We start from the raw sequence: 13,339 nt of genomic DNA, 5'->3' as shown, positions 1-13,339 counted from the left end.
ACCCAATGCGCAAACTGGCCGCTTTCTGTTTCCCGCTCATGCTGACCGCGCCTCTGGCCGCCCCTTTGGCTGCCGATCCGCTCAATGAGGCCCTGACGCGGGCGGTCAACGACCATACCGTGCCTGCAGTGGATCATTTCGACGTGGCGACGGCGCTTCTCGCCGATGTGGCGGGGGACGATTGTTTGCCCGAGGCGGTGAAACCCGCCTATAACGAGGCGTTCGACGCGTGGATGGGGCTTCAGCATCTGCATATGGGGCCGGTCGAGGCCAATGGGCGCATCCTTGCCATTGCCTTTTGGCCGGACAAAAAGGGCCTGATCCCGCGCACCCTGTCGGGCTATATCGCCGACGAGGACCCTGTGATCGAAAACCCGGCGGAATTTGCCACGGCTTCGATCGCGGTGCGCGGGCTCTTCGCACTTGAATACATGCTGTATGACGCTCAGTTCGATGGTTACGCAGAGGACAGTTATTCGTGTCATCTCGTACAGGCCATTTCTCATGACCTGCACCGTATGGCGGCGGCGATCAAATCGGAATGGACCGCGCCCGATGGGTTTGCCCAGACATTGTTGCTGGCCGGTGAGGCACCGCATCCGCTTTACCTGAGCAAGGCTGAGAGCGTTCAGGCGCTTTATACCATGCTCACCTCGTCGCTCGAAGTGACCCGCGATCAGCGTATCGGACGACCCATCGGCACGTTCGAGAAACCGCGCCCGACGCGGGCCGAGGCCTATCGCTCCGAGCGTTCCCAGCGCAACGTGGAACTGATCCTGATGGCAACTCGCGATCTGGCGCGCAAACTCGCGCCGGGTGAGATGCCGCTCAGCGAGGCGGCGTTCGAGAAAACCATCGCGCTGGTGGAGGAGCTGGACGATCCCGATTTCGCTGGCGTCGAGGACCCGATGGGACGGCTCAAGGTCGAGATCGTCGGTCAGAACATCGATACGATCCTTGGCCATCTCGCCAATGAGGTCGGCGCGCCGCTGGGGGTTTCCGCCGGGTTCAACGCCTCCGATGGCGACTGATCGATCCGACTGACACAAAAACAAAAAGATACTGGATAACAGACCATGACTTCACGCCGTACCTTCCTCAAAGCCGCGCTGGCCGCAACCGTCGTTCCGCGCCTGAGCTGGGCCGATGCCGGATCTCCCGCCTATCTTGGCGCGGCCAGGGATGCCTCCGGCGATTACGCGCTCTACGGGCTCGATGCGCAGGCGCAAATTCTGTTCCGTGCACCGCTCCCGGCCCGCGGACATGCCGCCGCCGCCCACCCGCTGAAACCCGAGGCTGTGGCCTTTGCTCGTCGCCCCGGCACTTTCGCCGTGGTGGTCAATTGCGCTACCGGGCGGATCACCCACCGGCTGGACGCGCCCGAGGGGCGGCATTTCATGGGGCATGGGTTGTTCGTCGAGAATGGCGATCTGTTGCTGACGCCTGAGAACCACTATGCCGAGAAACGCGGCATTCTGGGCATCTGGGACCGGCGCAAGAACTATGCTCGCGTCGCGGAAGTGCCGACCCATGGCCTCGGGCCGCATGATGTGAAGCAGCTCTCGGACGGCACGCTTGTCGTCGCGAATGGCGGGATTTTCACTCATCCGGCGATTGGCGAGGGGCGGCAGAAACTCAACATCGACGTGATGGAGCCATCGCTGGTCTATCTCTCGCCGGAGTATGCGCTGGTCGAGAAACATGTTCTGGCACCCGAGCTGCATCAGAACTCGATCCGCCACCTGTCGCTTGCCCCCGACGAGCAGGTCGCCTTTGCCATGCAGTGGGAAGGCGACGAGAGCGAAACCGTGCCTTTGCTGGGGCTGCACCGGCGGGGCGAGGCGGTTGTTCTGGCGGAGGCCGATCTGGGCGAGCAATTTGCGATGAAGGGCTATGCGGGTTCGGTGTCGCATTCCGGCGATGGCACCGAGGTGGCGATCAGCTCGCCGCGGGGCGGGCGCATTCACCGGTTTGATGCCGAGGGGAATTTCCTCGGGGCTGTGGTGCGGGGCGATGTCTGCGGGCTTGCGCCGATGGGCGATGGCTATCTCGGTTCCGACGGGTTTGGCGCGCTTCTGGCGATGAAAGAGGATATGCGGCCTCTGAATGCGGTTCCGGGGCTCGCGTGGGACAATCACCTCGTGGCGCTTCCGGAGCTGGCGGCCTGAACAGGGTGTCGGATCTGGTCGATAAAATTTTACAAAAATTTTGTCCAAATTTGAGGCAAACCGGCAACACCGGACGCAAGCAATTGTGTCCGGGGGCGTCTCTGGTGCCGTCTGGTCCGATTAAGTATTTGTTTATAAAATATTATGTTTCGTATGCACAGGGGCGGCTCCGGTGTCCGGGGGCGCCACGGTCCGCAATGGATTTCGCCCAAAGCGCAGGCGCTCTTGCAGCCCCCCCGGTCCAACACTAAGACTCGGGTAACACTTCCGCGCTAACACATCAGATGACACAACAGGCAGGGCCCGATGAAAGATCCGATTGATACCTACATGAACACCCTCGTTCCCATGGTGGTCGAACAGACGAGCCGTGGTGAGCGCGCTTACGACATTTTTTCGCGGCTCCTCAAAGAGCGTATCATCTTTTTGAACGGCCCGGTGCATGACGGTATGTCCTCGCTGATCTGTGCTCAGCTTTTGTTCCTTGAGGCCGAGAACCCGAAAAAAGAAATCGCCATGTATATCAACAGCCCGGGTGGCGTGGTGACCTCCGGCCTGTCGATCTACGACACGATGCAATACATCCGTCCGAAGGTGTCGACGCTGGTGATGGGGCAGGCGGCTTCGATGGGCTCGCTTCTGCTGACCGCCGGCGAAAAAGGCATGCGCTTCTCGCTGCCGAACTCCCGCGTCATGGTCCACCAGCCCTCCGGCGGCTATCAGGGTCAGGCGACCGACATCATGATCCACGCGCAAGAGACGCAAAAGCTCAAGGATCGCCTCAACCAGATCTACGTCAAACACACCGGTCAGGACATCGACACCGTGGTCAACGCACTCGAGCGCGACAATTTCATGTCGCCCGAGGATGCGAAAGAGTTCGGCCTGATCGACGAGATCGTCGAAAGCCGCGCGCCGGTCGAGGACTGAGACGGGCTTTGAAAACAAATGGCGCGGCGGGCTGAAACAGTCCGGCGCGCTTCGCCCGTCAAGGCGCGGTGATTAAGGCGAATGGGATTTTGCCATTGTGCCTGAAAAACCGCTGTCCTACAGTTTCGGGACAGATGCGAAATTCGGTCTCCCTTCGGGAGGCCTGCGGCTCAAGGGGACCTGAGCCGTGACGAGAATACCCGTCCGGGTCGCACCGGTCGGAGAGGCAACGTTAGAGAGCCCGTCCGGGCTCAGGGGAATGTGATGAGCAATTCGTCCAGTGGCGACAGCAAAAATACGCTCTACTGCTCGTTCTGCGGCAAGAGCCAGCACGAGGTGCGCAAGCTGATTGCGGGTCCGACCGTTTTCATCTGTGACGAATGCGTCGAGCTTTGCATGGATATCATCCGTGAAGAGACCAAGACTTCCGGCCTGAAATCCTCTGAGGGCGTGCCCTCGCCGCAGGACATCTGTCAGGTGCTCGACGATTACGTGATCGGACAGGCGCGCGCCAAACGCGTGCTCTCGGTCGCCGTACACAACCATTACAAACGTCTCAACCACGCTGCCAAGGGTGCGGGGGACATCGAACTTGCCAAGTCGAACATCCTGCTGATCGGCCCGACCGGTTGCGGGAAAACGCTTTTGGCGCAAACCCTTGCGCGCATCCTGGACGTGCCCTTCACGATGGCCGACGCGACCACGCTGACCGAAGCGGGCTATGTGGGTGAGGATGTGGAAAACATCATTCTCAAGCTGTTGCAGGCGTCCGAATATAACGTCGAGCGCGCACAGCGCGGCATCGTCTATATCGACGAGGTCGACAAGATCACCCGCAAATCCGACAACCCCTCGATCACCCGCGACGTGTCGGGCGAGGGGGTGCAGCAGGCGCTCTTGAAAATCATGGAAGGCACCGTCGCCTCCGTGCCGCCGCAGGGCGGGCGCAAGCATCCGCAGCAGGAATTCCTTCAGGTCGACACGACGAACATCCTGTTCATCTGCGGCGGGGCCTTTGCCGGTCTCGACCGCATCATCGCGCAGCGCAACAAGGGCACGGCCATGGGCTTCGGTGCCGATGTGAAGGACAACGACAGCCGCGGCGTCGGTGAATTGTTCAAAGAGCTTGAGCCCGAGGATCTGCTGAAATTCGGTTTGATCCCGGAATTCGTCGGCCGTCTGCCGGTGCTCGCCACCCTCGAAGATCTCGACGAAGACGCGCTTGTCACCATTCTGACGGAGCCGAAAAATGCGCTGGTGAAACAGTATCAGCGCCTGTTCGAACTGGAAGATGCGAAACTGTCCTTCACCGAGGAGGCGCTCACCGCCATCGCCAAGCGCGCCATCGAACGCAAGACCGGTGCGCGCGGCCTGCGCTCCATTCTCGAGGACATCCTTCTCGACACGATGTTCGAGCTTCCGGGCATGGACAATGTGACCGAGGTGGTGGTCAACGAGGAGGCGGTGATCTCGCCTGCGAAGCCGCTGATGATCTATTCCGACGAGGAAAAGAGCAAGGAAGCGACCGCGTCCTGAACCGGTTGACCGATCTGAAGCCCCGCCTCATCGGCGGGGTTTTGCTTTGGCGGGGCGGGCCGTCTCGAAAACCCGCAAGGCGTGGCGCTGCCCTCTGGACCTCCGCGCCCGGATGGTTCATAGAAAGACCAAGCGACATTCGAAAGGTGACGACGTCATGGGGATTTTGAACACGGCTCTGCGCTCTCTCATCTGGTGGAAAGACGGGACCATCGGCACCCAATTTTTCACATGGCGTCACGGCGTGAAAGTCGGCGAGGACGCTCAGGGCAACACATTCTACCGCAACGAAGACGACACCCGCCGCTGGGTGGTCTACAATGGCGAAATCGAAGCCTCCCGCATCAGCCCGGACTGGCATGGTTGGCTGCATCACACCTTCGCGAACCACCCCGGTCACGCCCCGCTCGCCCACAAACCGTGGGAAAAAGAGCATGTCGAGAACCTGACCGGCACGCCTGCGGCCTATGCGCCCGCCGGTTCCATCCGTCGCGCTCAGCCTGTCGAGCGGCGTGACTACGAGGCTTGGCAGCCGGAATAATGGCTGAGAATCCGACAGAGGTCGCGGTCGGTGCGGGCGTCATCGCGCTCGCATTTGGCTTTCTGGTCTACGCCGGACAGGTCACGGGCTTTGGTGCCTCCGCCCCCGATCACTACAAATTGACCGCCTCTTTCCGCTCCGCGGAGGGGATTTCCACCGGCACGGATGTGCGTCTGGCGGGGGTCAAGGTCGGCACGGTGTCCGGGCTCGATCTCAACCGCGACACGTTTCGCGCCGAGGCGCAGTTGACGCTCGACGGCGATGTGCTGTTGCCCGACGACACGGCGGCTATGATTTCTTCCGAGGGGCTTCTGGGCGGCAATTTCGTCGAACTGGTGCCGGGCGGTTCGATGTTCAATTTCGAGGACGGTCAGGTGATCGCCGACACGCAGGGCTCGGTCAGCCTGATCAACCTTTTGCTGAAATTCGTCACGGGCAGTGATGAGGGGAGTGCGGAATGACCCGGCTGATGGCGCTTTTGAGCGTAGTTCTGATCGCGGGCGCGCCTGCGCTGGCGCAGGAGGGCGGGTTTAACGACGATCTCGAAACCGGGCTTGATCAGATCACCATCCAGCCGCTCGACGAGGGCGATAATGTCGGTGGGTTCGGCACGGGGGGGCTGTCTCTCGAGGATCTGCAAAACCTGCCGAACGGTGATTTCCAGCAGGAACTACGCGACATTACCACCGAGATACAGGAACATGTCGTCTCTTCCTCCGGGGCGACGGTGCGGGCGCTCGACAAGCTTACTGGCGCGGTCAAGGATCTGACGCTGGAAACCGGCGGAAGCGCCACATTCGGTCGGATCGAGGTGTTCTTGGGTGATTGTCGTTACCCGGCGGACAACCCCTCGGGCAATGCCTATGCTTATCTGGTGGTGCGCGCCCAAGGCATCGAGGCCCCGGTGTTTTCCGGCTGGATGATCGCGTCCTCGCCTGCGCTCAACGCCATGGATCACCCGCGGTACGACATCTGGCCGCTCACCTGCGACATTCCGACAGAACAAGCTCAGGAGTGAGCGGGGCGGGGAGTGCGGTCAAATCCGCACGCTTTTCCAAGGCCTTGTGTAATCTTGCGCGGTAATCGGCGCGAGAAATTTCGATGCCGCCGAGGCTGGCGAGATGCTCGGTCAGGAATTGCGTGTCGAACAGTGTGAATCCGGTGAGGCGCAGCCGGGCCACGAGATAGGCCAGCACAATCTTCGAGGCACTGGGCACGCGCGAGAACATGCTTTCGCCAAAAAACGCCGTGCCGAGCGCCAGACCATAGGTGCCACCGACAAGGCGGTCCTCTTCCCATAACTCGACGGAATGGCCGAAGCCCATGTCGTGCAGCTCGCCGTAGAGATCGAAGATCGTGGCGTTGATCCAGGTCTCCGGCCGGTCAGCGCAGCCCTCCATTACGCCCGCGAAATCGCGGTTGAGCGTCACCCGGTAGCGCTCCTGCCGGATCAGGCGCGCGAGCGAGCGGGAGATGTGAAACCCATCGAGCGGCAGGATACCCCGCTCTTTCGGATCGACCCAAAACAGGCTCTCGTCCTCGCGGCTTTCGGCCATGGGAAACACGCCATTGGCATAGGCTTGCAGGATCAGCTCCGGGGTGAGTTCGACGTGGTTCATGGCCGCGAATGTGACCGGGTTTCGGGCAAAAGAAAAGGCCGCCTAAACAGGCGGCCTTTGGTCTGATGCGACAGGTCTCAGCCGAATTGCGCGGCGAGCCATTTCTCCAGCCAGTGGATGTTGTAATCCCCCGACTGGATGTCTTTGTTTTGCAACAGTGCATGGAACAGCGGCACGGTCGTCTCGACCCCGTCGATGATCAGCTCGCCGAGCGCGCGGTTGAGACGCGCCAGAGCTTCGTCCCGGTCGCGACCGTGGACGATCAGCTTGCCGATCAGGCTGTCGTAATAGGGCGGCACGGTATAGCCGGCATAAAGCGCCGAATCCATCCGCACGCCCAGACCGCCCGGCGCATGGTATTGCGTCACCTTGCCGGGGCAGGGTGCGAAGTTCGGCAGGCGCTCGGCGTTGATCCGCACTTCGATGGCGTGACCGTTGATCTTCAGGTCGTCCTGCGAGAAGGAGAGCTTCTCACCGGAGGCCACGAGGATCTGTTCGCGCACGAGGTCCTGACCGAAGATCGCCTCGGTCACCGGGTGTTCCACCTGAAGACGGGTGTTCATTTCGATGAAATAGAACTCGCCATCCTCGTAGAGGAATTCGATGGTCCCCGCGCCCTTATAGCCCATCTCGGCGATGGCCTTGGCGCAGATGCCGCCGATGCGGGCGCGTTCTTCGGGCGTGATGCAGGGGCCGGGGGCCTCTTCGAACACTTTCTGGTGCCGACGCTGGAGCGAACAATCGCGCTCGCCCAAATGCACGCCGCCGCCCTGGCCGTCGCCAAAGACCTGCACCTCGATGTGACGCGGCTTCTGGAGATATTTCTCCATATAGACCTCGTCATTGCCGAAGGCGGCTTTCGCTTCGGAGCGCGCGGTGCGGAAGGCGACTTCAAGCTCGGCTTCGTTCAGCGCCACTTTCATGCCGCGCCCGCCGCCACCGGCGGTTGCCTTGATGATGACGGGATAGCCCATCTCTTTGGCGGTTTTCTTGGCGGTGTCCACATCGGGCACGCCGCCTTTGGAGCCGGGAACGACCGGAATGCCCAGCTTTTCAGCGGTGACTTTCGCGGTGATCTTGTCGCCCATCTGGCGGATGTGCTCGGCGGAGGGGCCGATGAAGGTCAGATCGTGGTCTTCGACGATCTGCACGAAGGCCGCGTTTTCCGACAGGAAGCCGTAACCCGGGTGGATCGCCTGTGCGCCAGTGATTTCACAGGCTGCGATGATCGCCGGAAAGTTCAGGTAGGACTGGGCCGAAGCATTCGGGCCGATGCATACGGCCTCGTCGGCCATGCGCACATGCATCGCGTCCGCATCGGCGGTGGAATGCACGGCCACCGACTGGATGCCCATCTCGCGACAGGCGCGGATCACCCGGAGGGCGATCTCGCCACGGTTGGCAATGAGGATTTTATCGAACATCGGGATGGCCCTTATTCGATGATCATCAAAGGCGCGCCGAATTCGACCGGCTGGCCGTCATCCACGAGGATACGCTTCAAAGTGCCGGATTTCGGCGCGGGAATGTGGTTCATGGTTTTCATGGCTTCGACGATGAGAAGCGTCTGGCCTTCGGAAACCTGATCGCCGACCTTGACGAAAGAGGCGGCACCCGGTTCCGGCGACAGGTAGGCCGTGCCGACCATCGGCGAGGCGACGGCGTTCGGGTCTTCGGACGGGTCGGGGGCGTTGGTTGCTGCGGGGGCGGCAACGGGGGCTGCCGCGACGGGGGCTGCGGCCACGGCGGCCGGGGCGGCCACGGTCTGAACGATGGCCTGCGGAGCGGCGCGGCTCACGCGGACGTTCAGGCTGTCGTTGTCGCCATATTCACGCATGACTTCGAGTTCGGTCAGATCATTGGCGCTGAGGAGTTCGGCAAGCGCCTGGATGAAAGCCACGTCGGCGTCGTTTTGCTTTGTCATATGTTCCACTCGGATTATGGCCCGCCCGGTTCTTGTTTTCTCGTGGGCCCGGTTTGGTCTTTTCTGTCCTCCGTATATAGGCCCTGTGACGTTGCGTGAAAACCCGATTTCGCGGGGGGATGTCGCTGTGGTGAGGCAAACTCTGCCCATGTTTTGGGCGCTTGCGCATCATTATGTGGCGTGGGCTTTCGGAAAAGACCGAAAATGACCGGGTCTAAATTTTACCGCTTGATAAAATTTATGCCGCTGTCACGGTGAATCACAACAAAAGCAAGCCAACAGGGAGCAAGCCCTATGTCCAATACGCCGTTGACGCCCGGTATCCAGCCCGGGCGCCTGCCTCAGGAGAGCTATCCGGCGCAGTTTTCCGATCTGCACCCGGTGCTCGATCATCACGAGGCGCTGGTCGCCGCAGATCGCTGTTACTTCTGTCACGACGCGCCCTGCATGACCGCCTGTCCGACATCGATCGACGTGCCTTTGTTCATCCGTCAGATCCTGACCGGAACGCCCGAAGCAGCGGCGAAGACGATCTTCGAACAAAACATCCTCGGCGGCATGTGCGCCCGCGTCTGTCCGACGGAGACGCTTTGCGAAGAGGTCTGCGTGCGCGAAGTGGCCGAAGGCAAGCCGGTCGAAATCGGTCGTCTGCAACGCTACGCCACGGATACGCTGATGGCGGCGGGCGTGCATCCGTTTGCCCGCGCCGAGCCGACCGGCAAGACGGTGGCCGTGGTGGGCGCGGGGCCCGCGGGGCTGTCTGCGGCGCATCGTCTGGCGATGAAGGGCCATGACGTGACCATGTTCGACGCCCGTCCCAAATCCGGCGGTCTCAACGAATACGGCATCGCCTCTTATAAGGCGCCCGATGGCTATGCCCAGAAAGAGGTCGACTGGCTGATGCAGATCGGCGGGATTTCCGTTGTGAATGGCAAGAAGCTGGGCGATGGTCTGTCGCTCGACGCGTTGAAGGCCGAGTATGACGCGGTGTTCCTTGCGATCGGTTTGGCGGGCGTCAATGCGCTTCGGGCCGAGGGCGAAGACAAGGGCGGCGTTCTGGATGCGGTGGATTTCATCTCCGAACTGCGTCAGGCCGAGGACCTGTCGAAACTGCCTGTCGGGCGCAATGTCGTGGTGATCGGCGGTGGTATGACCGCCGTGGATGCCGCCGTTCAGGCGAAACTTCTGGGTGCGCAGAACGTCTCCATGGTCTATCGCCGGGGCCGGGCGCGCATGTCCGCGTCTGAGTACGAACAGGATCTTGCGACCTCGAAAGGCGTGCAGATTTTCTACAACGCCGCACCTGTGGGGGTCTACGGCAACGGCACCGTGGTCGAGGTTGAATTCGAATACACCTCGGAAGAGGGCGGCAGCCTCAAGGGCACGGGCGAGACCTTCCGACTGCCTGCCGATCAGGTGTTCAAAGCCATCGGTCAGACGCTGGACGGTGCGCCGGAGGGCATCGAGATCACAGGGGGCAAGATCGCGGTCGATGCCGTGGGACGGACCTCGATTGCGGGCGTCTGGGCCGGGGGCGATTGCGCCTCGGGCGGCGAAGACCTGACCGTGACGGCCGTGGCCGAGGGCCGCGACGCCGCAGAAGACATCCACGCCAAGCTGATGGAGGGCTGAGCCATGGCCGATCTGACGAGCACTTTTTGCGGCATTAAAAGCCCGAACCCGTTCTGGTTGGCCTCCGCGCCGCCGACCGACAAGGAATACAACGTCCGCCGCGCCTTCGAGGCCGGATGGGGCGGGGTCGTCTGGAAAACCCTCGGCGAGGAAGGCCCGCCCGTGGTCAACGTGTCCGGCCCGCGTTACGGCGCGATCTTCGGGGCCGACCGCCGCCTTTTGGGCCTCAACAACATCGAGCTGATCACCGACCGTCCTTTGGAGGTGAACCTCGAAGAGATGACGCGGGTGAAAAAGGACTACCCGGACCGGGCGCTGATCGCCTCGGTCATGGTGCCTTGCGATGCCGACAGTTGGAAATCGATCATTCCGCGCATCGCCGAAACCGGCTGTGACGGGTTCGAGCTGAACTTTGGCTGTCCGCATGGCATGGCCGAGCGCGGCATGGGCTCCGCCGTGGGGCAGGTGCCCGAGTATATCGAAATGGTGACGCGCTGGTGCAAGGAGACGACCGACCTGCCGGTGATCGTCAAACTGACGCCGAACATCACCAATATTCTTTACCCCGCGGAGGCCGCCAAACGCGGCGGTGCCGATGCGGTCAGCCTGATCAACACGATCAACTCGATCACCTCGGTGAACCTCGACACCTTCAGCCCGGAGCCGATGATCGACGGCAAAGGCACCCATGGCGGCTATTGTGGCCCGGCGGTGAAACCCATCGCGCTCAATATGGTGGCCGAGATCGCGCGCAATCCGGAAACGGCGGGTCTGCCGATCTCCGGCATCGGCGGCGTGACCACCTGGCGCGATGCGGCGGAGTTTCTGGCACTCGGTGCCTCGAACGTTCAGGTCTGTACGGCGGCGATGACCTATGGGTTCAAGATCGTGCAGGAGATGATTTCCGGTCTCAGCCAGTACATGGACGAGAAGGGCTTTACCTCTGTCGCGGAGATTTCCGGGCGGGCGGTGCCGAATGTCACCGACTGGCAATATCTCAACCTGAACCATGTCACCAAGGCGGTGATCAATCAGGACGACTGCATCAAATGCGGGCGCTGCTATGCGGCTTGCGAGGACACCTCGCACCAGGCGATCGAAATGGGCGCGGACCGGACCTTCACGGTCAAGGACGACGAATGCGTCGCCTGCAACCTTTGTGTCAACGTTTGCCCGATCGAAGGCTGTATCACCATGAAAACGCTTGAAAAAGGTGACCTGGATGAGCGCACGGACCGCAAGGTGGGGGACTATGCCAACTGGACGACCCACCCGAACAACGTGGCGGCCTGCGTCGCCGAATGAGGGAGTCGGCGCGGAGGGGAAACCTTCCGCGCAGCACCAAGGCCCCGAAGTCGCGCTGTCGGGGTAAAATTCGGACACAACTTCACTGAACCCCGTGCTTTATCCCTTGGCGCGGGGTTTCTTTTTGACGCAGCAGGCCGGTCAGCGAACCGTGGGCCCCTGGTGCTCATGTTCGGTTGTCTTTGTAATCCGCGCCATCCTGACGCGTGATCGGGGTCACCCGTCGTAGGGTGTCCGCAGGACCGCAGCGGGGCCGGAATGACGGGCCTCGGGGTCCTGCGCCTCGGACGGCGTGGCCGTCAGGGCGGTTTGCGTGTCTTGCGCGAGGTCGCGGGCCTGAACTGAGGCCCGATCCGCACCCGTGGTCGTCGGCGTGGTCGTTGCCGGGGCAATCGCGGCCTCGTCCGTCGTTTGACTGCGTTTCGCGGCAATTTCGGCCAGCGCATTGCGCAGGTCGAGTTCGACCTCGAGAACCGAAGCCTGAAACGCCGGTGTCGGACCGACAAGAATATCCTCCGGCAGGTCTTCCCCGAGAGTAAAGCGGCTTGCGACCGTGTCGGAAACCGCGCCGTTTACCGCATCCGTCTGAGACGTTCCGGTTGTGTCGTCGTAGGTGACATCTGTGCCGTTCTGGCCGGGAAGCTCGTTCCCTTTCGTATAAGTTGCCGTTCCGTTAAGTGCGGTTCCCGCGACTTGTGGCACGGCTGGCTCCGGTGGATCGGGAGGTTGCCGAAAGGCAAAACCGCCCCCGCCGAAAGCCGGCACGCCCATTACATTGGTCATGCTCGTGCTCCTTCTTTTCAGGAGCCCCCACCATCCTTCTTTATAAAGCGGTATGGTATCTCAAGGGTTAATACCCACGGGAATTTTTACTTTTGGTTAATGGGGTTAAGGATGCGCGCGGCGTGTGCCCCGCGACTTCCTGAACAGGGGATTAAGGCGTGAGCATCCGGCGGAACAGCGTGTCGAGATGGGCGCGGGCGGCTTCGAAATGGCTGTCGCCCTCCGGGTGCAGGATGCCGCGGATCTGGGCGTCGAAATCGGCGTAATGCTGGGTGGTGGCCCAGATCGAGAAAATCAGGTGATAGGGATCGACCGGGGCGATGCTCCCGGCTGCGATCCAGCTCTCTATCACCTTGGTCTTTTCATCGACCAGATCCTTCAGCTCGCCCTCGATCTTGTCCATGATATTGGGCGCGCCCTGTACGATCTCATTGGCAAAGAGGCGGCTCTCGCGCGGGTATTCCCGGGCCATTTCAAGTTTGCGCAAAACATAGGCAAGGATCTCTTCGATCGGCTCACCCTCTGCCTGCATTTTACGCAATGGATCGAGCCAGGTTTGCATCAAACCGTCGATCAGCTCGCGGTGAATCGCCACTTTCGAAGGGAAATAATACAGAAGATTGGGTTTCGAGAGCCCCGCCGCCTTGGCAATCTGATCCAGCGTCGAGCCGCGAAACCCGTGCTGGGAAAACACGTCCAAAGCTGCTTCCAGAATGGTTTCTGTGTTCTTTTTCTGGATTCTTGTCCGTGGTTGTCGTCCCGGCATCTGGCGTTCGATTCCCATTCCATCCCCAATTTGCAGTCGTTTACCGCCTATTGTTTGCTAAAAAAAGCGCCAAACATAAGGGGGAATCGCCTTAAAACCGCACTTAGGCCCTATTTGCATGGTTTTTCGGCAAGT

The 13,339-nt window shown here is 61.3% G+C and carries 14 protein-coding genes; 9 read left to right on the top strand and 5 right to left on the bottom strand.

Annotated features, from left to right (window positions below; all coding sequences use genetic code 11):
* Window positions 1–5 precede the first annotated feature (5 nt).
* The 7 genes from V1471_RS07315 to V1471_RS07285 all read left to right on the top strand — a co-directional run bounded on the left by V1471_RS07315 (window position 6) and on the right by V1471_RS07285 (window position 6,193).
* Window positions 6–1,031, top strand: a complete 1,026-nt coding sequence (locus V1471_RS07315; RefSeq protein WP_434287689.1) for an imelysin family protein — start codon at window positions 6–8, stop codon at window positions 1,029–1,031.
* Between the two features lie 45 nt (window positions 1,032–1,076).
* On the top strand, window positions 1,077–2,168 hold the full coding sequence (locus V1471_RS07310) for a DUF1513 domain-containing protein (RefSeq protein WP_434287688.1): 1,092 nt from the start codon (window positions 1,077–1,079) through the stop codon (window positions 2,166–2,168).
* Window positions 2,169–2,474: 306 nt separating this feature from the next.
* On the top strand, window positions 2,475–3,098 hold the full coding sequence (locus tag V1471_RS07305; RefSeq protein WP_434287687.1) for an ATP-dependent Clp protease proteolytic subunit: 624 nt from the start codon (window positions 2,475–2,477) through the stop codon (window positions 3,096–3,098).
* 264 nt (window positions 3,099–3,362) lie between these two features.
* Window positions 3,363–4,634, top strand: a complete 1,272-nt coding sequence (clpX, locus tag V1471_RS07300) for an ATP-dependent Clp protease ATP-binding subunit ClpX (RefSeq protein ID WP_434287686.1) — start codon at window positions 3,363–3,365, stop codon at window positions 4,632–4,634.
* Between the two features lie 157 nt (window positions 4,635–4,791).
* Window positions 4,792–5,175, top strand: a complete 384-nt coding sequence (locus V1471_RS07295; protein ID WP_434287685.1) for an NADH:ubiquinone oxidoreductase subunit NDUFA12 — start codon at window positions 4,792–4,794, stop codon at window positions 5,173–5,175.
* A complete protein-coding gene (mlaD, locus tag V1471_RS07290) occupies window positions 5,175–5,636 on the top strand; it encodes an outer membrane lipid asymmetry maintenance protein MlaD (protein ID WP_434287684.1) in 462 nt (153 codons plus the stop codon). The genes V1471_RS07295 and mlaD overlap by 1 nt, the downstream gene beginning before the upstream one ends.
* Window positions 5,633–6,193: a DUF2155 domain-containing protein gene (locus V1471_RS07285; protein WP_434287683.1), complete on the top strand. Its 561-nt coding sequence runs from the start codon at window positions 5,633–5,635 to the stop codon at window positions 6,191–6,193. The genes mlaD and V1471_RS07285 overlap by 4 nt, the downstream gene beginning before the upstream one ends.
* Here the strand turns inward: V1471_RS07285 and aat are convergent.
* From aat to accB, 3 genes are all read right to left on the bottom strand, one after another.
* Complete coding sequence (gene aat / locus V1471_RS07280; protein WP_434287682.1) at window positions 6,156–6,794, bottom strand: leucyl/phenylalanyl-tRNA--protein transferase; 639 nt, start codon at window positions 6,792–6,794, stop codon at window positions 6,156–6,158. The two genes, V1471_RS07285 and aat, sit on opposite strands and share 38 nt — an antisense overlap.
* Before the next feature lie 77 nt (window positions 6,795–6,871).
* Window positions 6,872–8,218, bottom strand: coding sequence for an acetyl-CoA carboxylase biotin carboxylase subunit (accC, locus tag V1471_RS07275; protein ID WP_434287681.1), 1,347 nt, complete (start codon window positions 8,216–8,218; stop codon window positions 6,872–6,874).
* Between the two features lie 11 nt (window positions 8,219–8,229).
* The gene (gene accB / locus V1471_RS07270; RefSeq protein WP_434287680.1) at window positions 8,230–8,718 is read right to left on the bottom strand and encodes an acetyl-CoA carboxylase biotin carboxyl carrier protein; all 489 of its coding nucleotides are present in this window, start codon (window positions 8,716–8,718) and stop codon (window positions 8,230–8,232) included.
* A 294-nt stretch (window positions 8,719–9,012) separates the two neighbouring features.
* On the opposite strand from accB, the gene V1471_RS07265 reads away from it, so the two are divergent.
* Both V1471_RS07265 and preA read left to right on the top strand, forming a co-directional pair.
* Complete coding sequence (locus V1471_RS07265) at window positions 9,013–10,350, top strand: NAD(P)-dependent oxidoreductase (RefSeq protein ID WP_434287679.1); 1,338 nt, start codon at window positions 9,013–9,015, stop codon at window positions 10,348–10,350.
* Between the two features lie 3 nt (window positions 10,351–10,353).
* Complete coding sequence (gene preA, locus V1471_RS07260; protein WP_434287678.1) at window positions 10,354–11,655, top strand: NAD-dependent dihydropyrimidine dehydrogenase subunit PreA; 1,302 nt, start codon at window positions 10,354–10,356, stop codon at window positions 11,653–11,655.
* A gap of 216 nt (window positions 11,656–11,871) precedes the next feature.
* Here the strand turns inward: preA and V1471_RS07255 are convergent, their stop codons facing one another.
* Window positions 11,872–12,438: a hypothetical protein gene (locus tag V1471_RS07255; protein WP_434287677.1), complete on the bottom strand. Its 567-nt coding sequence runs from the start codon at window positions 12,436–12,438 to the stop codon at window positions 11,872–11,874.
* A 151-nt stretch (window positions 12,439–12,589) separates the two neighbouring features.
* Window positions 12,590–13,204: a TetR family transcriptional regulator C-terminal domain-containing protein gene (locus V1471_RS07250; RefSeq protein WP_434290890.1), complete on the bottom strand. Its 615-nt coding sequence runs from the start codon at window positions 13,202–13,204 to the stop codon at window positions 12,590–12,592.
* Between the last annotated feature and the right edge of the window lie 135 nt (window positions 13,205–13,339).

It is taken from the genome of Celeribacter sp. SCSIO 80788 (genome assembly GCF_051054295.1).
In the GTDB taxonomy this organism is placed as follows: Bacteria; Pseudomonadota; Alphaproteobacteria; order Rhodobacterales; family Rhodobacteraceae; genus Celeribacter.
Note: the sequence above shows the minus strand (reverse complement) of the source record. Positions and strands in the feature narration are given on the sequence as shown.